Annotated in this window: 20 protein-coding genes; 10 read left to right on the forward strand and 10 right to left on the reverse strand. The window is 68.6% G+C overall.

Features of this window, described 5'->3' with window-relative positions; translation table 11 throughout:
* The first annotated feature begins 1 nt into the window (after position 1).
* The 4 genes from ACFFJD_RS03160 to ACFFJD_RS03175 are packed head-to-tail and all read left to right on the forward strand — an operon-like array spanning position 2 to position 3,350.
* On the forward strand, positions 2–883 hold the full coding sequence (locus ACFFJD_RS03160) for a TIGR01777 family oxidoreductase (RefSeq protein WP_382360790.1): 882 nt from the start codon (positions 2–4) through the stop codon (positions 881–883).
* Positions 876–1,559 (forward strand): lipoyl(octanoyl) transferase LipB, encoded by a 684-nt coding sequence (gene lipB / locus ACFFJD_RS03165; RefSeq protein WP_382360793.1) that lies wholly within the window; start codon positions 876–878, stop codon positions 1,557–1,559. The genes ACFFJD_RS03160 and lipB overlap by 8 nt, the downstream gene beginning before the upstream one ends.
* Positions 1,529–2,575: a lipoyl synthase gene (gene lipA / locus ACFFJD_RS03170; RefSeq protein ID WP_382360796.1), complete on the forward strand. Its 1,047-nt coding sequence runs from the start codon at positions 1,529–1,531 to the stop codon at positions 2,573–2,575. Before lipB ends, lipA begins: the two co-directional genes overlap by 31 nt.
* Positions 2,576–2,585: 10 nt before the next feature.
* Complete coding sequence (locus ACFFJD_RS03175) at positions 2,586–3,350, forward strand: DUF4191 domain-containing protein (RefSeq protein ID WP_382360799.1); 765 nt, start codon at positions 2,586–2,588, stop codon at positions 3,348–3,350.
* Between the two features lie 29 nt (positions 3,351–3,379).
* On the opposite strand, the gene ACFFJD_RS03180 is transcribed toward ACFFJD_RS03175, so the two are convergent.
* The 3 genes from ACFFJD_RS03180 to ACFFJD_RS03190 all read right to left on the reverse strand — a co-directional run bounded on the left by ACFFJD_RS03180 (position 3,380) and on the right by ACFFJD_RS03190 (position 4,614).
* The gene (locus tag ACFFJD_RS03180) at positions 3,380–3,646 is read right to left on the reverse strand and encodes a DUF2277 domain-containing protein (protein ID WP_382360802.1); all 267 of its coding nucleotides are present in this window, start codon (positions 3,644–3,646) and stop codon (positions 3,380–3,382) included.
* A gap of 101 nt (positions 3,647–3,747) precedes the next feature.
* Positions 3,748–3,936 (reverse strand): hypothetical protein, encoded by a 189-nt coding sequence (locus ACFFJD_RS03185; protein ID WP_382360805.1) that lies wholly within the window; start codon positions 3,934–3,936, stop codon positions 3,748–3,750.
* A gap of 135 nt (positions 3,937–4,071) precedes the next feature.
* On the reverse strand, positions 4,072–4,614 hold the full coding sequence (locus ACFFJD_RS03190; RefSeq protein WP_382361023.1) for an RDD family protein: 543 nt from the start codon (positions 4,612–4,614) through the stop codon (positions 4,072–4,074).
* Positions 4,615–4,844: 230 nt separating this feature from the next.
* Between ACFFJD_RS03190 and glnA (ACFFJD_RS03195) the strand changes: the two genes are divergently transcribed.
* A complete protein-coding gene (glnA, locus tag ACFFJD_RS03195; protein WP_382360808.1) occupies positions 4,845–6,278 on the forward strand; it encodes a type I glutamate--ammonia ligase in 1,434 nt (477 codons plus the stop codon).
* Between the two features lie 87 nt (positions 6,279–6,365).
* Here the strand turns inward: glnA (ACFFJD_RS03195) and ACFFJD_RS03200 are convergent, their stop codons facing one another.
* From ACFFJD_RS03200 to ACFFJD_RS03210, 3 genes are read right to left on the reverse strand one after another with little or no spacing between them, the layout of a single operon-like run.
* On the reverse strand, positions 6,366–6,743 hold the full coding sequence (locus ACFFJD_RS03200; RefSeq protein WP_382360811.1) for a fluoride efflux transporter FluC: 378 nt from the start codon (positions 6,741–6,743) through the stop codon (positions 6,366–6,368).
* The gene (locus ACFFJD_RS03205) at positions 6,740–7,138 is read right to left on the reverse strand and encodes a fluoride efflux transporter FluC (protein WP_382360814.1); all 399 of its coding nucleotides are present in this window, start codon (positions 7,136–7,138) and stop codon (positions 6,740–6,742) included. Before ACFFJD_RS03205 ends, ACFFJD_RS03200 begins: the two co-directional genes overlap by 4 nt.
* A 32-nt stretch (positions 7,139–7,170) precedes the next feature.
* The gene (locus ACFFJD_RS03210; protein ID WP_382360817.1) at positions 7,171–8,514 is read right to left on the reverse strand and encodes a trimethylamine monooxygenase; all 1,344 of its coding nucleotides are present in this window, start codon (positions 8,512–8,514) and stop codon (positions 7,171–7,173) included.
* Between the two features lie 209 nt (positions 8,515–8,723).
* On the opposite strand from ACFFJD_RS03210, the gene ACFFJD_RS03215 reads away from it, so the two are divergent.
* Positions 8,724–9,344 carry an FKBP-type peptidyl-prolyl cis-trans isomerase gene (locus ACFFJD_RS03215; protein ID WP_382360820.1) on the forward strand — a complete coding sequence of 207 codons (621 nt, stop codon included), beginning with the start codon at positions 8,724–8,726 and terminating at the stop codon, positions 9,342–9,344.
* Between the two features lie 3 nt (positions 9,345–9,347).
* Here the strand turns inward: ACFFJD_RS03215 and ACFFJD_RS03220 are convergent, their stop codons facing one another.
* The 3 genes from ACFFJD_RS03220 to glnA (ACFFJD_RS03230) are packed head-to-tail and all read right to left on the reverse strand — an operon-like array spanning position 9,348 to position 14,899.
* Positions 9,348–10,493 (reverse strand): esterase/lipase family protein, encoded by a 1,146-nt coding sequence (locus tag ACFFJD_RS03220; RefSeq protein WP_382360823.1) that lies wholly within the window; start codon positions 10,491–10,493, stop codon positions 9,348–9,350.
* A gap of 20 nt (positions 10,494–10,513) precedes the next feature.
* Positions 10,514–13,522, reverse strand: coding sequence for a bifunctional [glutamine synthetase] adenylyltransferase/[glutamine synthetase]-adenylyl-L-tyrosine phosphorylase (locus ACFFJD_RS03225; RefSeq protein ID WP_382360826.1), 3,009 nt, complete (start codon positions 13,520–13,522; stop codon positions 10,514–10,516).
* Between the two features lie 39 nt (positions 13,523–13,561).
* The gene (glnA, locus tag ACFFJD_RS03230) at positions 13,562–14,899 is read right to left on the reverse strand and encodes a type I glutamate--ammonia ligase (RefSeq protein ID WP_382360829.1); all 1,338 of its coding nucleotides are present in this window, start codon (positions 14,897–14,899) and stop codon (positions 13,562–13,564) included.
* 193 nt (positions 14,900–15,092) lie between these two features.
* On the opposite strand from glnA (ACFFJD_RS03230), the gene panB reads away from it, so the two are divergent.
* Entirely contained in the window at positions 15,093–15,938 is an 846-nt protein-coding gene (gene panB, locus ACFFJD_RS03235) for a 3-methyl-2-oxobutanoate hydroxymethyltransferase (RefSeq protein ID WP_382360832.1), read from the forward strand.
* Between the two features lie 187 nt (positions 15,939–16,125).
* Here the strand turns inward: panB and ACFFJD_RS03240 are convergent, their stop codons facing one another.
* Entirely contained in the window at positions 16,126–17,541 is a 1,416-nt protein-coding gene (locus ACFFJD_RS03240; protein ID WP_382360835.1) for an HNH endonuclease signature motif containing protein, read from the reverse strand.
* A gap of 436 nt (positions 17,542–17,977) precedes the next feature.
* Between ACFFJD_RS03240 and pip the strand changes: the two genes are divergently transcribed.
* The 3 genes from pip to ACFFJD_RS03255 all read left to right on the forward strand — a co-directional run bounded on the left by pip (position 17,978) and on the right by ACFFJD_RS03255 (position 21,516).
* On the forward strand, positions 17,978–18,955 hold the full coding sequence (gene pip, locus ACFFJD_RS03245) for a prolyl aminopeptidase (RefSeq protein ID WP_382360838.1): 978 nt from the start codon (positions 17,978–17,980) through the stop codon (positions 18,953–18,955).
* Positions 18,952–20,436, forward strand: a complete 1,485-nt coding sequence (locus ACFFJD_RS03250) for a CYTH and CHAD domain-containing protein (RefSeq protein WP_382360841.1) — start codon at positions 18,952–18,954, stop codon at positions 20,434–20,436. The genes pip and ACFFJD_RS03250 overlap by 4 nt, the downstream gene beginning before the upstream one ends.
* Before the next feature lie 102 nt (positions 20,437–20,538).
* The gene (locus ACFFJD_RS03255; RefSeq protein WP_382360844.1) at positions 20,539–21,516 is read left to right on the forward strand and encodes an ABC transporter substrate-binding protein; all 978 of its coding nucleotides are present in this window, start codon (positions 20,539–20,541) and stop codon (positions 21,514–21,516) included.
* The last annotated feature ends 2 nt before the right edge of the window (positions 21,517–21,518 follow it).

Genomic DNA, 21,518 nt, shown 5'->3' on the forward strand with positions numbered 1-21,518 from the left:
TTTGCGCATCGCCGTTGCCGGCAGCCACGGTCTGATCGGCTCGGCCCTGGCCGAGTCGCTGGTCGGCGCCGGTCACGACGTCCTGCGCCTGGTGCGCGGACCCGTGACCGGCGACCGCCAGATCCGTTGGGATCCGGAGACCTTCGGTGTGCCGCCCGGCGCCCTCGACGGCGTCGACGCCGTGGTCGGTCTCGGCGGCGTGGGCCTGGGCTCGCGCCGCTGGAGCGGGATGGTCAAGCAGCGCCTGCGCGACTCTCGGATCACCCCGACCGGGGTGCTGGCCGAGGCCGTGCAGCAGGCGGGCGTCCCGGTGTTCCTCAGCGCCAGCGCCACCGGGTTCTACGGTGACACCGGCGAGGACGCCGCCACCGAGGACTCCCCGGTGGGCCGCGGCTTCCTCGCCGACCTCACCGCCGATTGGGAGGCGGCCACCGCACCCGCGGAATCCGCGCGTGTGGTCCACCTGCGCACCGCACCGGTGCTGTCCGGCTCCGGCGGACTGCTCGGACGGCTGCGGCCGATCTACCGGCTCGGCCTGGGCGGCCGCATCGGGGACGGCAGCCAGTTCTTCTCCTGGATCACCCTGGCCGACGAGATCCGTGCCATCGGCCACCTGCTCGACGACGCCGCGGTGTCCGGACCGGTGAATCTGGCGGCGCCGCAGGCGGTGCGCTACGGCGACTTCAGTGCGCACCTGGCGCGTCTGGTCGGGCGGCGGGACATGCTCCCGGTGCCCGCCCGGCTCGCTCGGGCGGTCGGCGGCGAGCTCGTCGACGAACTGATCCTGACGTCCTCGCGGGTGGAGCCCACGGTGCTCACCGGGCGCGGCTTCGTCTTCGCCCATCCCACCCTGTCTGCCGCCCTGGAGTACACCCGTGCCTGATCGCCCCCGCCGTGCTCGTCCCCTGCGGGCCAGCACTGCACCGCTCGAGGTCCGCAAGCTCGGCGTCGTCGACTACGAGGAGGCGTACGAGCTGCAGCATCGGTTGGCGGCCGAGCGCGCCTCCGGTGAACTCGATCACGACCTGCTGCTGCTGCTCGAGCATCCGTCGATCTACACCGCCGGTCGGCGGACCGAGGACAGCGACCGCCCGGTCAACGGCGCACGCGTCATCGACGTGGACCGGGGCGGCCGGATCACTTGGCACGGCCCGGGCCAGCTGGTCGGCTATCCGATCATCAAGCTGTCCGAGCCGCTCGACGTGGTGGAGTACGTGCGCCGCATCGAGGCCGCCCTCATCGACTACTGCGCCGATCAGGGACTGGCCACCGGCCGGGTGGAAGGCCGCTCGGGCGTCTGGGTGAGCGACGACGCCGGCGAACGCAAACTCGGCCAGATCGGCATTCGGGTGGCGCGCGGGGTCACCCTGCACGGTTTCGCGCTCAACGTCGATCCCGATCTGTCGGTGTTCTCCGCGATCGTGCCGTGCGGGATCCCCGACGCGGGCGTCACCTCGGTGGTCGCCGAGACCGGTCGACCCCTCGCCGTCGCCGAAACCCTCGACGCCGTCGCCTCTCACGTGCAGCGATGCCTGGACAGCGTAGGATCTGTGCAGTGACCGCTCAGCCCGAATCGCCCGCTCCCCGCAAACTCCTCCGCCTGGAGGTGCGCAATTCGCAGACGCCGATCGAACGCAAGCCGAAGTGGATCAAGACCCGCGCGACGATGGGTCCGGAGTACTCCGAGCTCAAGAACCTGGTGCGCAGCGAAGGCTTGAACACCGTCTGCGAGGAAGCCGGCTGCCCGAACATCTACGAGTGCTGGGAAGACCGCGAGGCCACCTTCCTGATCGGCGGCGAGCAGTGCACCCGGCGCTGCGACTTCTGCCAGATCGACACCGGCAAGCCGAGCGCGCTCGACCGCGACGAGCCGCGCCGCGTCGCCGAATCGGTGCGGGCCATGGGTCTGCGCTACTCGACGATCACCGGTGTCGCCCGCGACGACCTGCCCGACGAAGGCGCCTGGCTGTACGCCGAGACGGTCCGCAAGATCCACGAGTACAACCCGGGCACCGGCGTCGAGAATCTGATCCCCGACTTCCACGCCAAGCCCGACCTGCTCGCCGAGGTCTTCGAGTCCCGTCCGGAGGTGCTGGCGCACAACCTGGAGACGGTGCCGCGCATCTTCAAGCGGATCCGCCCGGCGTTCCGCTACGAGCGCTCGCTCGACGTGCTGACTCAGGCCCGCGACTTCGGGCTGGTCACCAAGTCGAACCTGATCCTGGGCCTGGGCGAGACGCCCGAGGAGGTGCGCGACGCGCTGCGCGACCTGCATGAGGCCGGCTGCGACATCGTCACCATCACCCAGTACCTGCGGCCCACGCCCCGCCACCATCCGGTGGAGCGCTGGGTGAAGCCGGAGGAGTTCGTCGAGCACTCCGACTTCGCCACCGAACTCGGCTTCGCCGGCGTGCTGGCCGGGCCGTTGGTGCGTTCCTCGTACCGGGCCGGACGACTCTACGCACAGGCCATGGCCCGCCACGGCCGCGCACTGGCCCCGGCCATGGCGCACCTGGCCGACGAGGGCACCACCGCGCAAGAGGCCTCGTCGGTCCTGGCGCGCATGGCACCGTAGACTGGGCAGCATGGCAAAGGCGAAAGACACCGCGAGCAAAGAGGCCAAGAAGGCCGCGAAGACCGCCCGCAAGGCGGCTTCGAAGGAGCAGCGCCAGCAGATCTGGCAGGCCTTCAACATGCAGCGCAAGGAAGACAAGGCGCTCATCCCGCTCATGCTCGGCGTGGTGGCCGTGTCGACCACCGTCTTCGCCCTGATCGGCAAGTACGCCTTCGGCGGCCTCTGGCTGATGCTGCCGCTCGGCATCGCCGTCGGTGTGCTCCTGGCGTTCATTCTGTTCGGTCGTCGCGTGTCGGCGACCGTCTTCAAGAAGGCCGAAGGCCAGCCGGGCGCGGCAGGCTGGGCGTTGAGCAACATGCGCGGCCAGTGGCGCGTGCAGCAGGCCGTCGCCGGCACCAGCCAGCTCGATGCCGTGCACCGCGTGATCGGCAAGCCGGGCATCATCCTGGTGGCCGAGGGCTCCGCCTCGCGCGTGCGCCCGCTGATGTCGCAAGAGAAGAAGAAGGCCGCCCGCGTGGTGGGCAACACCCCGATCTACGAGATCGTGGTCGGCAACGGCGACGGCGAGATCCCGCTGGCCAAGCTCGAACGGCACCTGAAGAAGCTCCCGGGCAACATCGACCGCAAGCGCATGGAGTCGCTCGACGGCCGTCTGGCCGCGCTCAAGAGCAAGGGCGCCTCCGGCCCGGCGATGCCGAAGGGCCCCATGCCGCAGGGCGCCAAGATGCGCAACGTGGCCCGCACGGCCCGCCGCCGCAGCGGTGGCGGCGCCTGACCCCGAGTCGTGCCTGACCCGAGTCGGGGCTAGCCGTAGCGTGCCGCCGAGCGCGCCTTAGCCTTCGCGGCTTCCACCTCGCGGTCCTTGGGCGCCGCGGTGGTCACCAGCGCGTCCAGCAGTTGCTGCGTCGCCGCGGCCACCGCCTCCACCGCCGCGTCGAAGGCCTCGGCGTTCACCTGCGACGGTCTGCTGGTGCCCGCTACCTTCCGGACGTATTGCAGCGCCGCCGCGTGCACCTCGTCCGTGGTCGCCGGCGGCTCGAAATTGTGCAGGGTTCGAATGTTTCGGCACATACCTCGATTTTACTGCCGTCGGAGGCCCCTCGACCCGGCGAATCTCCCCGATTCTCAGCTCCGGTGCAGGGCGTGGGCGACCGTGGCGGCCGTCGCGGTGCTCACCGGCCGGTCTGCGACTCGGTGTCGGCGTGCGCCCGGGTCTGCGCGGCGAGGCGGTCGAGGTAGGCCCGGCGGCTGGAGTTCGCGTTGATCCGCAGGGCCTGGTCGTCGTCGGCCACGCCGCGCGCCAGGCGCATCAGCGGCTCCGGAGTCAGCAGGTCGGCCCACCGCACGCCGGTGACACCCACTGCGGCACCGAGGTCTGCGCCCCGATGCCGCGGGCGCCGCCGCTGATGAGCACTACCGCGTCTTCGAGGCGAAGGCGGCCCGGACCTCGATGGAACGCTCCCATGGGAGCATTCTTTACCGCCCGGTAAGTTGTGTCAGCGGGTTCGGACGATTGCCGTGCCGGTGGCCCGGTCGTGCATGGCGCGTCCGTTGTAATCGTTGATCAACGCGGGCACCACGAACAGAATGATGAGCTGTCGGAAGAAGGCCCGCACCAGCCCGACCGCGGCCCGCGGCTCGGTACCGGCGGCCTCGGCCGCGCCGCGCTCGGCGCCGAAGTCCACGCGCGCCACCCGCACCCCGGCCAGGTACTGCCCCGGCGTGAAACCGAAGAACACCACCGTCGCCACGCCCAGGACGAACCAGATGGCGAACTGCGGCCAGGCCATCTCGCGCGAGGTCATCTCGAACGCGCTGTACACCTGCCCGCCGACCTCGCGGGCGGGCTGCGCGCCGACGATCAGGAAGGCCACGCCGGCCGCGATGAGCCAGTCCAGGAGCAGCGCGAGCACGCGATGCCAGCCGCCAGCCAGTGCTCCGGGTCCGGTCTCGGGCAGACCGAGGTCCTCACCGCGGTACTCGACGTCGGTCTTCGCTTGATACGGCCCGGTGAGCCACGAACCGGCCGCATCACGCATAGACGGTCCCTGTGAACTCTTCTTCGACGCCATTACTCCATTCTAGGCCGTGACCTGGCCCACCCCGGCGGCCCTGTCGTGTAACACGGGGGAAACATTGGCTTGACGAGCGGGCAATCTCGCCTCCATACCGTCTAATCCAACGATCCACCCCTCCCACGCGAGACAATGGCAGGGTGGATTGCGGGCCAGAGAGGTTCTGGCCCACCCCAGTAAGGAGTACGACGACCGTGTACAACACGAACGAAGAACTACTCGAGGGCATCAAGGCCGAAGGCGTCGAGTACGTCGACATTCGGTTCTGTGACCTCCCCGGGACCATGCAGCACTTCTCGATCCCCGCCTCGGCGTTCGACGAGTCCGTCTTCGAAGACGGCTTGGCCTTCGACGGCTCGTCCGTCCGCGGCTTCCAGTCGATCGACGAGTCGGACATGATGCTGCTGCCCGACCCGGCCACCGCGCGGATCGATCCGTTCCGCAAGGCCAAGACGATGAACGTCAGCTTCTTCGTGCACGACCCGTTCACCCGCGAGGCCTACAGTCGCGACCCGCGCAACGTGGCCCGCAAGGCTCAGGACTACCTGACCTCGACCGGCATCGCCGACACCTGCTTCTTCGGCGCCGAAGCCGAGTTCTACATCTTCGACGGCGTCTCCTACGGCTCGGAGATGAACGAGACCTTCTACAAGGTCGAGTCCGAATCCGGCTGGTGGAACGCCAGCAAGGCGACCAACCCGGACGGCACCCCGAACCTCGGTTACAAGGTTCGCGAAAAGGGCGGCTACTTCCCGGTCGCCCCGTACGACCACTACGTCGACCTGCGCGACGAGATGTCGACGACGCTGCAGAACTCGGGCTTCACCCTCGAGCGCGGCCACCACGAGGTCGGCACCGGCGGCCAGGCCGAGATCAACTACAAGTTCAACACGCTGCTGCACGCGGCCGACGACGTCCAGCTGTTCAAGTACATCATCAAGAACACCGCCTGGCAGCACGGCAAGTCGGTCACCTTCATGCCCAAGCCCCTGTTCGGCGACAACGGCTCGGGCATGCACGCCCACCAGTCGCTGTGGATGGACGGCAAGCCGCTGTTCTACGACGAGTCCGGTTACGGCGGCCTGTCGGATCTGGCGCGCTACTACATCGGCGGCATCCTGCACCACGCCCCCAGCCTGCTGGCCTTCACCAACCCGACGATCAACTCGTACAAGCGACTGGTCCCCGGCTACGAAGCGCCGATCAACCTGGTCTACAGCCAGCGCAACCGCAGCGCGTGCGTGCGTATCCCGATCACCGGCAACAACCCGAAGGCCAAGCGCATCGAGTTCCGCTGCCCGGACAGCTCCGGCAACCCGTACCTGGCGTTCGCCGCCATGATGATGGCCGGCCTCGACGGCATCAAGAACAAGATCGAGCCGCACGAGCCGGTCGACAAGGACCTCTACGAGCTGCCGCCCGAGGAGGCCAAGAACATTCCGCAGGCGCCGACGTCGCTGGCGGCCGTGATCGATCGCCTCGAGGCCGATCACGACTACCTGACCGCCGGCGGGGTCTTCACCGAGGACCTCATCGAGACCTGGGTCGCCTACAAGCGCGAGAACGAGATCATGCCCGTGCAGGTTCGCCCGCACCCGTATGAATTCAACCTGTACTACGACTGCTGATCAGCGGTAACGCTCACCCGCAGTGACGACGAGGCCCCGGCTTCGGCCGGGGCGTCGTCGTGTTCGGCACCAGAACTGCGGGCCCGACTAGAAGGCCCCGGCCAGCCACACGCCGGCGGCGGCGGCCAGGACCGAGACCACGAGGGTGCCGAACAGCGTTGCCGCGGCAGCGCCCCAGCGCCCGGTTCGGGCCAAGGTCGCGACCTCGAACATCGCCGTGCTGAACGTGGTGTAGCCGGCGCAGGCCCCCGAGCTGAGAACGATCTTCCACGCGTTCGGTTCGCTGCTGAAGACGGCCAGCCCCGTGAGGAAACCGAGCACGAAGCTGCCGATCACGTTGATACTCATCGTGCCCCACGGGTGCGCGGAACCGACCCACGCACGCACGACAGTGTCCTGCGCGTAGCGGGCCACTGCGCCGAGGCCGCCGAAGACGCCCACGCCCAGGAGCACCCAGGCATTCATCGGGCATCGCCGCGTCGTCGTCGGAGCTGCTGCGCCGCCCACATGCCGAGCGCCACCGCCGCCAGCCCGGCCGCGAGACTCGCCGCGGCGTATCCGGCCGCGAGCGACATCCGATCACCGCGCAGCAGCAGCTCGATCTCCACCGCGAAGCTGCTGTACGTGGTGAAGGTACCGAGGAAGCCGATACCGAGGAACAGCCGCAGGCGTCGACGCACCCCGGTGTCGAAGCCTCCGGCCAGCACCAACGACTCCAGGAGCAGCCCGAGCGCCAGCGCCCCGAGGACATTGACCACGAAGGTCGGCACGGGGAAACCGGAATCGGTCGACGGAAGGGCGGCTTCGAGCAGATAGCGGGCCGGGGCGCCGAGGAGCCCACCGAGGAAGACCCACACCATCTGCGTACCGCTCCCTCCGTCGCCGTCGGCGTCTACTTGGCAGTCTGCAGGTACCGCTCCATGCTGTCGTCCAATTCGTCCATCCAGCGCGTGTGATGTCGGACGCTTCGGGTGCCGGTCATCACCGACTTGTAGGTGTAGTCCCGGTAGCCCATGATGTCGGCGGCCTTGTCTTCCTTCCACGACAGGAAGATCTCCACCACACCGTCGACGTCGAAGCTCGGGTAGTCGGTCTGATCGATCAGGTCCCGCACGTAGTCGCCCTGGAAACGGATCTCGTCGGAGGCATCGGCGATGGTCTCGAAGCGTGCACGCCAGTCGGCGATCGAGGCGTCCCGCTCACTTTGCGTGGGCATCGGAATGCGGCCCAGGATCAGATCCCGGACGAACCATGCCTGCGCGTCGAACATGTTGAAGGTGAACCACTGGTCCTGGGCGCCCACATAGAAGAGCTTCGGATTCGCGTTCCACACCACACCCTGGTACAAGCCGTCCGGATAGACGTTATTCGGCGACCGCAGACCCAGCGACTCCGGGAGATACGGGTACTTGTGGAGGTAACCGGTGCACACGATCACCGCGTCGACGTCCTTGCTGGTGCCGTCGATGAAGTGCACGGTGTAGCCGTCGAAACGCTCGATGCCGGGACGTTCGGAGAAGCCGTCGGGCCAGTCGTAGCCCATCGGCTTGGTGCGATAGCTCGCGGTGACCGATTTGGCGCCCATCTTGTAGGCCTGGCTGCCGATGTCCTCGGCGGAGTAGCTGGCACCGATGACCAGCACGTCCTGGTCCTTGAGCCCTTCGGCGCCGCGGAAGTCGTGGGCGTGGGTCAGCATGCCGGGGAAGGTTTCGATACCGGGGAAGCTCGGGAAGTTCGGGTAGGTGAAGTGTCCGCTGGCGACCACCACGTGGTCGAACGTCTCCACCGAATCCGCTCCGGTCGGCAGCGTCTGACTACTGACGGTGAACTGCTCGGTGGTCTCGTCGTAGGACACCCACCGCACGGCGGTCTCGAACCGGATGTACTTGCGGACGTCACTGGCCTCCACGCGGCCGGCGATGTAGTCCCACAGCACCTCGCGGGGCGGATAGGACGAAACGGGTCGACCGAAGTGCTGGTCGAACGAATAGTCGGCAAACTCCAGGCCCTCCTTGGGCCCGTTCGACCACAGATTGCGGTACATGCTCGACGGCACGGGCTCTCCGTACTCGTCCAGACCGGTGCGCCAGCTGTAGTTCCACTGTCCACCCCAGTCGGTCTGCTTCTCGTAACACACCAGCTCAGGGACTTCGGCTCCCGCTTCGCGTGCCGCTTCGAAGGCACGGAGCATCGCCAACCCACTCGGACCGGCACCGATGATCGCAATCCGGGACATATCAACCTCGCGTTCTGCATCAACTCGAATAATTCGGTGACGAGAAGCGGTACACATAGCGGCCGCGGCCGTGGTCAGGCCAAGCGACGGGACCGCACAAACAGGAGGTCTTCCCGGGCGTTTGTCCCCATTTTTGACCGCTAGCGCTCCACACTCCCGCACCAACAGGCCTCCTGACCTTAGCAAATCGTTCGGTATGGTGGTTTCTCATGAGACTCAAGCCCATGCTTCTGCTGCCGATCGCCGCGTCCGCCGTCCTGTTGGTCGGCTGCTCTTCCGACGATTCGACGAGCGCTTCGGACACCTCCGTCGTCACCCAGGGGACCGACGCCGCCGGCTCCGAGGCGAGCGACGTGACCGCCGCGACCGACAAGTCCTGCCCGACCGCCGCCCCGGCCGCCGGTACCGCACCGGAGTGGACCGTCACCGGCCCCACCGGGTCCATCGACGTGGTGGGTCAGACCGACACCTCCGCCCCGCTGATCACCGTCAACGACAAGCCCTTCACCGTCGACAAGACCGAGGTCAAGACGCTGCAGGAGGGTGACGGCGCGGTCGTCACCGCCACCGAGGAGATCAGCGTCTGCTACCAGGGCGTCAACGGCGCCACCGGCGAGGTCTTCGACAGCGCGTACGAGCGCGGCGAGGCCGCGGACTTCAGTGCCGGCGGCGTGATCCCCGGCTTCGCGCAGGCACTGGTCGGCCAGAAGAAGGGCTCCACCGTCGCGGTGGTGATCCCGTCCGCCGACGGCTACCCGCAGGGCACCCCGGACGGCTCGATCAAGCCGGGCGACACCATCGTCTTCGCGCTGAAGATCCTCAACAACTGATCGTCAGGAGTCGTCGTCGCTGTGCCACGGCGCAGCGACGAACGGCTTGATCAGTTCGGGCGCGCCGCCGTTGCGGCCGCCCAGCGAACTCCCGAAGAACGGGGCCACCAGGTCGCACGGCACCACGCGGTCCGGCTGGTCGTCGAGCGCGTTCAACACGAACGCCGCCGCCCGGCGCGATCCGCAGATTCCCAGGTGATCGGACAGGTCCTTGGTGCAGCCGTGCTGCACGACGATGTTGTGCACCCGATAGCCGGGCGGCCCCGGCACCTGCCCGGAGGTGTACGGCCGCACCAACTCGTCGTGCAGCGTGGAGATGTTCGTGTACTCGATGTCCGGCAGGTACGGGTGACCACCGCTGTTCATCTGCTCGATGAACGCCGAGCCGTCCATCATCTGCGGCAGCGATTCGCACGGCACCACCAGCGACGGATCCACCCCCAGCCGATCGCGCAGGGTGGCCATCGCGTGCTTGGTGCCGTCCAGTGCCGCCGATCCCTGCCACAGCGGCGCCAGCGAGATGTATTTGCGGATCTTGCCGTCGCCGCCGAGGAAACGCGCCCAATAGTTCGGGATCAGCGTGCCCTGCGAATGCCCCACCACGTCCACCTGCTCGGCGCCGGTGGCCGCGAGCACCTTCTCCACGAAATCCCCGACCTCGGCGGCGCTGACCTCCAGTCGGCGCATCCCGCCGAGCGCCGAGATCGGCCAGTTGGCGTGCCGCACCGCACCGTAGGTGAGGGTGAACACCGAATACCCGGCCTCGGTGAGCAGCGGGACATACGTACCCCAGTTGGTCTGCGCTCCGCCGCCGGTGCCGTGAACCAGGATCACCGGCACCGGATGCGCCGGATCCAGCGGCTCGTCCCAGCGGTTGGCGCCCGGCAGGCTGCCGCCCGGATGCGCGATCTCCGGCGCGAGACCGGAGAAGAAGTCGTACACCACCCGGCTCTGCGCGCGCTGGTGCTCCGGTCGCAGCGCGATGAGCGTCTCCCAGGGCACCCGCCGGAACAGCGCGTGCCCGACGACCAGGGCCGGTTGCGCCAGCTTCTGGCCCACCACCAGTGGAACGGTGACCACATCGCTCAGCGCCCGACCCACGATGTCCCGATCCAGCGTGCGCAGGGCCCGACTGTAAAGGCTGAGCATTCTCCGGCGCGCGTCGACCATTACTCTCCGAACACCTCCGTGACCACGCCCTTCGCACGTCGGGTGACGCGCAGATAGTGCTCCAAGAACTCGGCGGCCTCGTCCTGCGGCCAGCCCGCCGCATAGGCGATGGCCCGCAGCTCCCGGCCCGGTCCGGGCAGCTGATCGACGGGTTTGCCGCGCACCAGAACCAGCGCGTTGCGCGCTCGCGTCGCCGTCAGCCATGCCTCGGTGAGCATCGCGACCTGCTCGGCCGGCAGCAGCTCGGCCTCCTCGATGGCCGCCAACGCCTCCAGCGTCGACGTGCGGTGCAGCTGGGGGTAGCGGTGGGCGAAGCGCAACTGCAACAGCTGCACCGTCCATTCGACGTCGGCGAGACCGCCGCGCCCGAGCTTGGTGTGCGTCGTCGGATCGGCGCCTCGCGGTAGGCGCTCGGAGTCGACGCGGGCCTTGATGCGCCGGATCTCGCGCACGGCCTCCGCCGACACCCCGCCCTCGGGGTAACGAATCGCATCGACCATGTGCAAGAATTCCAGGCCCAGTTCCGGGTCCCCGGCAACGGCGTGCGCACGCAGCAGCGCCTGCACCTCCCACGCCTGCGCCCACTGCTCGTAATAGGCTCGGTACGACGCCAACGACCGCACGATCGGGCCGTTCTTACCCTCGGGCCGGAGCCCCACGTCCACCTCGAGCGGCGGATCGGCGCTCGGGGTGCCCAGCAGCGCGCGCACATTGTCGGCGACGCTCTGCGCCCACCGCAGCGCCGCGGTCTCGTCCTCCCCGTCCAGCGGATCGCACACGAACAGCACGTCGGCGTCCGAACCGTAGCCGAGTTCGCCGCCGCCGAGGCGACCCATGCCGATCACCGCTATCCGGGCCGGCGCGCTCGCCCCGGCCTCGGTGGCCATCGCGTCGATGACCTTCTCCAGCGCCGCGTTGATCACCGCCGCCCAGACCGTCGACAGTGCCCGGCAGACCTCCCGCACATCCATCAGGCCGAGCAGGTCGGCCGAGGCGATCCGGGCCAGTTCCGCCCGCCGGTGTGAGCGCGCCACCGCGATCGCCTTGCGGGGGTCGGCCTGGCGGCGCACCGAGGCGATCAGACCCTTCACCACGTCGTCGCTGGTCACCTCGCACAGCTTCGGCCCCGAAGCCCCGGACGAGTACAGCGCGATCACATCGGGCGACCGCATGAGCAGGTCGGCGATGTACTCGGAGGTGCCGAGCACGTGCATCAGCTGCTCGGCCACCACCCCGTCGTCGCGCAGCAGCCGCAGGAACCAGTCGGCGTCGACCAGTTCGTCGCACAGCCGCCGGTAGTTCAGCAGACCCGCGTCCGGGTCCGGGGTGTCGCTGATGTGCTGCAGCAGTCCCGGCAGGATCAGCATCTGAATCTGTCCGCGCCGCCCGCGCGCCGATCCGAGCGCCTTGATGTGCGCCAGCGCCCGCTCCGGTTTGGCGTACCCGAGAGCGGCGAGCTGACGCTGCGCCGACTGGTTCTGCAGATACAGCGAGTCCGCGTCGAAGCGGGTCACCGCCTCCAGCAGCGGCCGGTAGAACAGCTTCTCGTGAAGTTGGCGCACGCGGGTGCGCTGGCGGCGCAGTTCCCGAAGCAGCACCTCGGTGGCGTCGCTGCGGCCCTCCGGCCTGATGTGGGCCGCCCGCGCCAAGGGGCGGAGCGCGGCCGCATCCTGCAGGTCCGGCAGCAGGTGGGTCCGCGAGAGCCGCTGCAACTGCAGCCGATGCTCCAGGCCGCGGAGGAACTCGTAGGAGGCGTGGAAGTTGGCCCCGTCGGTGCGGCCCACGTAGCCGCCGTCGGTGAGCGCGTCGATCGCGTCCAGGGTCGACGACACCCGCAGCGTCTCGTCGACGCGGCCGTGCACCATCTGCATCAGCTGCACCGCGAACTCCACGTCGCGCAACCCGCCGCGGCCCAGTTTCAGGTTGCGTTCGCGCTCGTTCTCGGGAACCAGCGCCTCCACCCGGCGGCGCATCGCCTGCACATCGACCACGAAGTCTTCGCGTTCGGCGGCCGACCACACCAGCGGCGAGGTCGCGGCCACGTACTCGGCGCCCAGCTCCAGATCGCCGGTCATCGCGCGTGCCTTGAGCAGCGCCTGGAACTCCCACGTCTTGGCCCACCGCTGGTAGTAGGCCAGGTGCGAGTCGAGCGTGCGGGTCATGGCACCGCGTTTGCCCTCCGGACGCAGCGCCGCGTCGACCTCGAAGAAGGCGAGGGACCCGATGCGCATCATCTCGCCGGCCAGCCGCGCCGAGGTGGAGTCGGCGGGCTCGGCGACGAACACCACGTCCACGTCGCTGACATAGTTCAGTTCGCGCGCGCCGCATTTACCCATGGCGATCACCGCGAGCCGCCCGGTGAGCGGGTCGTCGCCGAGCACCTCGCGCACCGCCACCGCGAGCGCGGCGGTCAGCGCGGCGTCGGCCAGGTCGGACAGCCGCCTGCCCACCTCCGCCAGAAACAGCACCGGTTCGTCTTCGACCACCGGCGCCAGGTCCTGTGCGGCCAGGCGGAGCACCAGGTCGCGATAGGCGACCCGCAGTGCTCCGACGGCGGCCGGTCCGCTCACCCCGGCGCGGTAGGTCAGACCGCCGGCCGCTTCCGGCTCGGGGCCCGCCTGCACCGAGGCCAGCATCTCCGCGCGCGCCTGCTCGGCGGTCGGCAGTTCTTCGATCAGCAGCAGGCGCCAGGCGTCCGTCTCGGCGACGAGATGATCACCCAGCGCATCGGAGGCTCCGAGGACCGCCAGCAGGCGGCCGCGGAACATGCGGTTCGAGCGCAGCAGGCGGTCGATCTCGACCCAGTCCGCGTCGCTCACCGCGGCCCGCAGGCGGACCAGCGCACGCAGCGCGAGGTCGGCGTCGGGGGCCCGCGACAGCGCCCACTGCACGTCCACCGAATCTTCGCGGTTCCACCCGAGGACGTCGAGGTCCTCGCGTGCGGTCGGCTCCATCAGGCCCAGCCGCCCCGGGCTGGGCACCACCGAGCGTCCCCGAATCGCAGTCACGTGGTCGAGCCTATCGTTTCGCTACCGGGCGGCGACGGCCTACAGCGGCAAGTAGTTCTGCAGCTCGAAGGGCGTCACTTCGGCGCGGTAGGTGGACCATTCGGACCACTTGTTGCGCAGGAAGTAGTCGAAGACGTGCTCACCGAGTGCCTCGGCGACCAGCTCCGAGCGCTCCATCTCGCCGAGCGCGTCGGCCAGCGAGTTGGGCAGTTCACGGTAGCCCATGGCCCGCCGCTCCGCCGGGGTCAGCGCCCAGACATTGTCCTCGGCTTCCTCGGGCAGTTCGTAGCCTTCGGCGATGCCCTTGAGACCGGCGGCGAGCAGCACCGAGAACGCGAGGTACGGGTTGCACGCCGAGTCCGGGCTGCGCACCTCGATCCGACGCGACGAGGCCTTGTTCGGGGTGTACAGCGGCAGCCGCACCATGGCCGACCGGTTGGCCCGGCCCCAGGTCGCCGCGGTCGGCGCTTCGCCGCCGTGCACCAGGCGCCGGTAGCTGTTGACCCATTGGTTGGTCACCGCGCTGATCTCGTTGGCGTGCGTCAGGATTCCGGCGATGAACTGCTTACCGGTGTCCGACAGCTGCATCGGATCGTCCGGGTCGTGGAAGGCGTTCGACTCTCCCTCGAACAGGCTCAGGTGCGTGTGCATCGCCGAACCCGGGTGGCGACCGAACGGCTTGGGCATGAACGACGCCCGGACCCCGTCGTTGATCGCCACCTCTTTCACCAGGTAGCGGAAGGTCATCACGTTGTCGGCCATGCTCAGCGCATCGGCGTAGCGCAGGTCGATCTCCTGCTGGCCGGGGCCGCCTTCGTGGTGGGAGAACTCCACCGAGATGCCCATCGCCTCGAGCGCCTCAATGGCATGGCGCCGGAAGTTGGGGGCCGCGTCGTGCACCGCCTGATCGAAGTAGCCGCCGTTGTCGGCCGGGGTGGGCTCGCTGCCATCGATGGGCATGTCTTTGAGCAGGTAGAACTCGATCTCCGGGTGCACGTAGCAGGTGAACCCCTGGTCGGCGGCCTTGCTCAGCTGCCTGCGCAGCACGTGCCGAGGATCGGCCCAGGCGAGCGTGCCGTCGGGCATGGCGATGTCGCAGAACATCCGTGCCGAGTAGTTACGTCCGTCGGTCTCCCAGGGCAAGACCTGGAAGGTCGACGGATCGGGCTTGGCCACCATGTCGGCCTCGAACACCCGGGAGAAACCCTCGATGGCCGAGCCGTCGAAGCCGATCCCCTCGGCGAAGGCGCCCTCGAGTTCGGCCGGGGCGATCGCCACCGACTTGAGATAGCCCAGAATGTCGGTGAACCAGAGACGGACGAAGCGAATGTCTCGCTCCTCCAGCGTGCGCAACACGAACTCTTGTTGGCGATCCATGGCCCGACCCTATGCGCACCCTGTTACGCCCGTGTTACACCTGCGACGACCGGCCAGATTCGGCCTGACACGCGTGTGACCAAGACCACCGCCGCCGCCGGTGTCGCCCGGCGCCCGCCGGTGGAACAATCGGGATTGTCCACACCGACCCGGGTACCCGCAGAGCGGGACTCGAGGCAGAAATGAGACCGCGATGTCCCACGCACCGATCTACGGATCCACCGACGCCGCCCCGGCCGCACCGCGCCGCGTCACCCGACTGCAGCACTTGGCCGAATGGAAGGCCGAAGGCCGCAAGTGGCCGATGCTCACCGCCTACGACTACTCCACCGCCCGCATCTTCGATGCCGCCGAGATCCCGGTGCTGCTGGTGGGCGATTCGGCCGCGAACGTGGTGTACGGCTACGACACCACCGTGCCGATCAGCGTCGATGAGCTCCTCCCCCTGGTCCGCGCCGTCGTTCGCGGCGCCCCGCACGCCCTGGTCGTGGCCGATCTCCCGTTCGGCAGCTACGAGGTCAGTCCGCAGCAGGCCCTGGAGAGCTCCATCCGCTTCTTCAAGGAGGGCGGCGCGCACGCCGTCAAGCTCGAGGGCGGCGAGCGCATCGCCCCGCAGATCGCCGCACTGACCGCCGCCGGCATCCCGGTGATGGGTCACGTCGGCTTCACTCCGCAGAGCGTGAACACCCTCGGCGGCTACCGCGTTCAGGGCCGCGGTGACGGCGCCGACCAGCTGATCGCCGACGCGATCGCCGTCCAGGAGGCCGGCGCCTTCGCCGTCGTCATGGAGATGGTCCCGGCCGAGATCGCCGCCCAGATCACCCGCAAGCTGACCATCCCGACGGTCGGTATCGGCGCGGGCAACGAGACCGACGCACAGGTCCTGGTCTGGCAGGACATGGCCGGCTACACGCACGGCAAGACCGCCAAGTTCGTCAAGCGCTACGGCAACGTCGGCGAGGAACTCTCTCGCGCGGCACGCACCTACGCCGCCGAAGTCGCCTCGGCGACCTTCCCCGGCCCGGAACACTCCTACTGACACGAGATTCCGGCGTACCCAACGTCGGGACTCGCCACCGGTCGGTGCCGGTGCCGCGGCCGATCATTCGGCAGGCCCTGGGTGGTCCCCGTGACCACCCAGGCCAGCCCTGCGACAGGCCCCCACTATGAAATTTTCAAACAACACATCGCGTCGGGAACCGTTCCCGGCACTCGTTTCACGCGCCTCACGCGGCGCTGGCTGACAAGGTCAAGGTTCGTCGCGCATTCGACCGAACAGGTTCACGACGACGTTTCGGATGGTCGGGATCGGCCGGCGGAATGAACCACGGCTGCCGATCACGGCCGACGAACACCTCCCACCCACCGTGATGAATCACGGTGTGATGCCGACGGCAAAGCAGGACACCGTTGTCCAAACTCGTCACCCCGCCATGCTCCCAATGCTCGACGTGGTGCCCGTCGCACCACGACGGCGGCACACCGCAACCCGGAAAGGCGCAACCACGATCCCGCAAGACCAGTGCTTTACGGATACCGGGCGTGAACAGCCGCTTCTCCCGGCCCACACTCAGCGGCACACCATTGCCGTCCAGCAGCGCCAAGGCGAGGGACGCCTCGCACATGATCAGCTCCGCGGTCCGCGCCGAGATCGGGCCGCCGAACCCGAGCCACGGCACGGCGGTGTCGTCCTCGCCGGCGCCGTCCTCCGACATCGGAATCGAAATCGCCTGCCGCGCACCAAGCCCCACGCCGGAATCGAGCACCTGCCCGTTCATCACCACCGCTGCGGGCACCGACAAGGTGACGTGCGGCAAGACTCCACCGGATTCAGGCCGCTCCGAATGGGACAGATACGTGCGGATCACCTGGGCCATCGCGTCGGCTCGGCGCCGCTTGGCCGACCGCCGATCGGACGAACCGTCCGGCTCGGGCACCGGCCGCGTCAACGGATCCAACGCCGCACTGAGTTCCTCGGCCGCCACGATGTCGAAATCGATCGTCACCGCCGCCCGACCGTCATCGGTCCGATTCAGCGTCATCTCGTTCAGATCGTCACGCTCGGCGACCGGAACCTCCCCGTCCGCCGGAACCTCCGGGGCCAGCTTGATCGCCCAGGCTCGGGCCTTCTCTTTCACCCGCGCCGGCGAGGTCTGCACCATCAACGAATGCACGATCCTGAGGCGATCCGCCTCGGACAGTTCCACCCGACCTGCCACGTGGCCGAGACCGGTCGCCACGGCATCACCGTGCTCCGCCGACACCGCACCATCACGTAGTCCGCGGGTCACCGGCACGAGGTTCTGGTCGGAGATCGCCTGCCCGAGCCGGCTGGCGCGGTAGGCCACCGCCGGTGCCGCCCCGAACTCGGCGAGAATCGCCGCGGCGGACCGCACATGCTTCCGGGCGGGCAGGCCCACTCGTTCGATCGCGGCGCACGCCGCAACGACGGAGTAGTCGGCCACATTGCGCAGCCTCAGAACAGCCGCGGCTGCGGCCAGGAGCTCGCGGTCATCGTCGACCGCCCGCGCGCGAGCCAGGAACTGCCCGAGTTTCACCGGTCCAGCAGTGTCGGTACCAACGGGGATAGTGAGGTCATCGCTCAACAGATCAGCGAAGGCGGTGAGAGTTGTTGCGTCCATGACGCACTCCTCAGGTCGTGAGAAGCCGATAGCGAGGGAACCGGTCGAGCCGCGTGACGATCGGTCACCCGGCCACTCATGTTCCGTGGTCCTGTTCCGCGAGTCCGGGACGGTCATCCCCTCTCGCTCGCCTCTATGATACGCCTCACTATCACACCGCACAATAGTGCGACCGCATTTCCGTTGTCCTCGTGGACGAGTCGGACGAGCCGTGGCGCCGACTCGCACCGGGGTACAACGACGACACCGGGGTAGAACAACGGCAGCGGGACGCTCCACGACGGCGATATGACGCCGTGGAGCGCTGAGTTGCCGTCGTCGAACCGAGAAGGAGGCGAACCGGCGATGTACCGAGTCGGTGACAGCGACCAGCGACTCCGCGAGCAGCACGACGTACGCGCCGCTGCCCCGCCCACCAAGCACTAGGGTGGTCGCCATGGCAGCGCTGTATCCACCGATCGAGCCGCACGCCCGGGGACACCTCGCCGTCGGCGACGGTCAGGAGATCTACTGGGAGTCGTCCGGCAACCCCTCCGGCAAGCCGGTGTTGTTCGTGCACGGCGGACCCGGCGGCGGCACCGCACCCGCCCAGCGCCGCTTCTTCGACCCGGAGCGCTACCGGATCATCCTGTTCGACCAGCGCGGCTGCGGTCAGTCCCGCCCGCACATCGCCGACGGCGCCGACCTGAGCGTGAACAACACCGCCGCTCTCATCGCCGACATGGAGAAGCTGCGCGTCCATCTGGACGTGGAGCGGTGGCAGATCTTCGGCGGATCGTGGGGGTCGACCCTCGGATTGGCTTATGCGCAAAGCCATCCCGAGCGGGTCACCGAGTTGGTGCTCCGCGGTATCTTCCTGCTGCGACGCAGCGAGATCGACTGGTACTACAACGGCGGGGCGGCACACATCTTCCCCGACGTCTGGGAGCGCTACCTGGCACCCATCCCGGAAGCCGAACGGTCCGGCGACCTGGTCGCCGCGTACCACCGACTGTTGACCGGCCCCGATCCCGCGGCGGCCCAGCGCGCCGCCAGCGCCTGGACGGCATGGGAGAACAAGACCAGTCACCTTCTGCCGCAGCAGGATTCGGATCAAACCGACCGCTTCGCGCTGGCCTTCGCCACCATCGAGAACCACTACTTCGTCCACCGCGGTTTCCTCGACGAGGGCCAGCTCCTGACCGACGTCGGGGCCATCCGGGACATTCCGGCGGTCATCGTGCAGGGCCGCTACGACGTGGTGTGCCCGATGCGCAGCGCCTGGGACCTGCACCGAGCCTGGCCGGAGGCCGAACTGGTGATCGTCGACAACGCCGGTCACGCCTCGCTGGAACCGGGTATCGCCGAGGCCCTGGTCACGGCCACCGACGCCTTCGCCACTTCCGACCACGCAACCCGAGGGGGCCACCGTTGAGCGCACGCGAATCGATCGAAGTGGAGCTGAAGCTCGACGTCGACGCCGACCAGCCCGCACCCGACCTCGCCGGTATCGCCCCGGGCGCCACCACTGCCGCTCCGGCGGTGTACGAGCTCAACGCCACCTACCTGGACACGCCCGGACATGATCTGGCCGCACACCGGATCACCCTGCGACGCCGCACCGGCGGCACCGACGCGGGCTGGCACCTGAAGCGGCCGAGCCACCACCCGGATGCCCGCCGCGAGCTCGCGATCGATTTCGCCGACGCCCCCGCCGACGGCGGTGTGCCACAAGCCATTCGCGAGGCGATCACCGTCATCGTGCGCGATCGTCCCCTGATCCCGGTCGCCGAGATCACCACCGAACGCACGGTCACGCTCGTGCACGCCGCCGACGGCGCCGTGCTCGCCGAGTTCTGCCAGGACCGCGTGATCGCCCACGCACACCAGAGCCAACTCACCCAGGAGTGGGCCGAGTGGGAGTTCGAACTGGTCGAGGGCGATGCGGAACTGCTGACCGTCGCCCGCAAGCGACTCCGCGCGGCCGGGGCCCGCAAGGCATCCAGCGCCTCCAAACTGGCCCGAGCGATCGGCGCCGAACCGCGCGCCCACAAGCCCGCCCGCCTGCCGAAGAAGCCGACAGCACTGGACCTGATGGTGCATTCGCTGGCCACCCACCGGGATGCGCTGCTCACCTGGGATCCGTTGGTGCGGGAGAACGCCTTCGACGCCGTACACCAGATGCGAGTCACCGCCCGCAAGCTGCGCTCGATTCTCACGTCCTTTCCGGAGATTCTGGACCCGGCCGCCATCGCCGGCCTCGCCGACGAGCTGCGCGAACTCGGTGAAGTCCTCGGCCAGGCGCGCGACCGTGAGGTCCAATTGGAGATCAATCGAGGCCTGCTGGCCCTCGAGGACCGGGTGCCCGACGACCTGCGGAAGGCATTGATCGACGACGAGATCGCCCGCCAGGAGCGGTCGCTGCGAACATTGCGCTTCGCCCTCTCGTCGGCGCGCTACCTGAAGCTGCTCGACGACCTCGACGACGCGATCGCCAACCCGCGACCCGGCCCCGATGCCGACCGCGGCGCCGTCGACGTGGCCCTGGCCGGCATGGAGCACGCCGGCCAGCGCCTGCGGAAGGCGCAGAAGCGCCTGGACCTGCTGGACCCCTGGTCCGACGAGTGGGTGGAGCAGGTGCACCGCATCCGCAAGCGCGCCAAGGCCGTTCGGTACACCGCCGACGCCGCGAAGCCACTGCGGCTGAAGGCGGCGAAGAAGACGGCCAAGCGTGCCGCCGTCATTCAGAGCCACCTGGGCGACTTCCAGGACACGGTGGTCAACCGGGAACAGATCGCCCGCGTGGCGGCCCTGCCGGGCCTCTCTCCGGCGGCCGTCTTCGTCCTCGGCCGCCTGGATGCGCGCGAGCAGACACGCGGACGAGCGGCCGTGCAGGCCTATCTCGACCGCGTCTGAGAGTCACTTCACACGGGTTCGCCCACGCCGTTTACATAGGGTAGCCTCCGCTAAGTATTTAGTTGGAAGCATTCCCTCCCCTCGGCGAAAGCAGGCTCCCCCATGTCCCGTCGTCTTGCCCGGACCGCACCGGTCCTGGCCGCCCTTGCAGCAGTGAGCCTGGTGTTCACCGCCTGCTCCTCCACCGATACCGCCACCGCCGGCGACACCATCACCGTCGAGGCGACCAACGGCACCGTCGAAGTTCCGCGCGATCCGCAGCGCGTGGTGCTGCTGGACAACACCGCGGCCGAAACCGTGCAGGCGATGGGCGTGACCCCGGTGGCCGTGCCCAAGGGGCTGCTCGCCCCGTCGAAGTTCGGCGACTGGATCGACAACCCCGACATCGCCGATGTCGGCACCCACAACGAACCGAAGATGGAAGTGATCGAGGACGTCGATCCCGACCTCATCATCGCGGGCTACCGGTTCGCCAAGTACACCGCCGACCTGACCGCGATCACCGATCAGACCGGCGGCGCCACCATCGACATCGCGGCGTCCGACGACGCGGCAGGCGGCCGGGTCGAGGCCATGATCCGGCAGACCACCACGCTGGGTGAGATCTTCGGCAAGCAGCAGCAGGCCGACGACATCATAGCGACCTTCAATGGTCACCTCGACGCCGCCAAGGCCGTGAGCACCGGTCAGACCGTGTTCCTGTCCATCGTCAGCGGCGGCAAGATCGACAACGGCGCCAAGCGCATGCAGCCGCTCGTCGCACCGCTGGACCTCAAGGACGTCTTCGGCGGCCAAGCCGGCGATCACCACCAGAACTCGGGCCTGACACCCGAAGCCATCGCCCAGGCGAACCCGCAGTGGGTGATCGTCATGGATCGTGACGCCGCCACCGCCGAGAAGGGCGAGCAGACCCAGCCCGCGGCCGCCGTCTTCGCCGCGCAGGAAGCCTTCGCCAACACCGAGTTCATGCGCGAGAACCACGTGATCTACCTGGATCCGGAGTTCTACCTCCGCGAGGGCATCCAGTCCTACGGCCAGAGCTACCAGCAGATCGCCGACGCGCTCGGCGCCGCGAAGTAGTT

This window comes from Gordonia phosphorivorans (genome assembly GCF_042432625.1).
Lineage (GTDB): Bacteria > Actinomycetota > Actinomycetes > Mycobacteriales > Mycobacteriaceae > Gordonia > Gordonia phosphorivorans.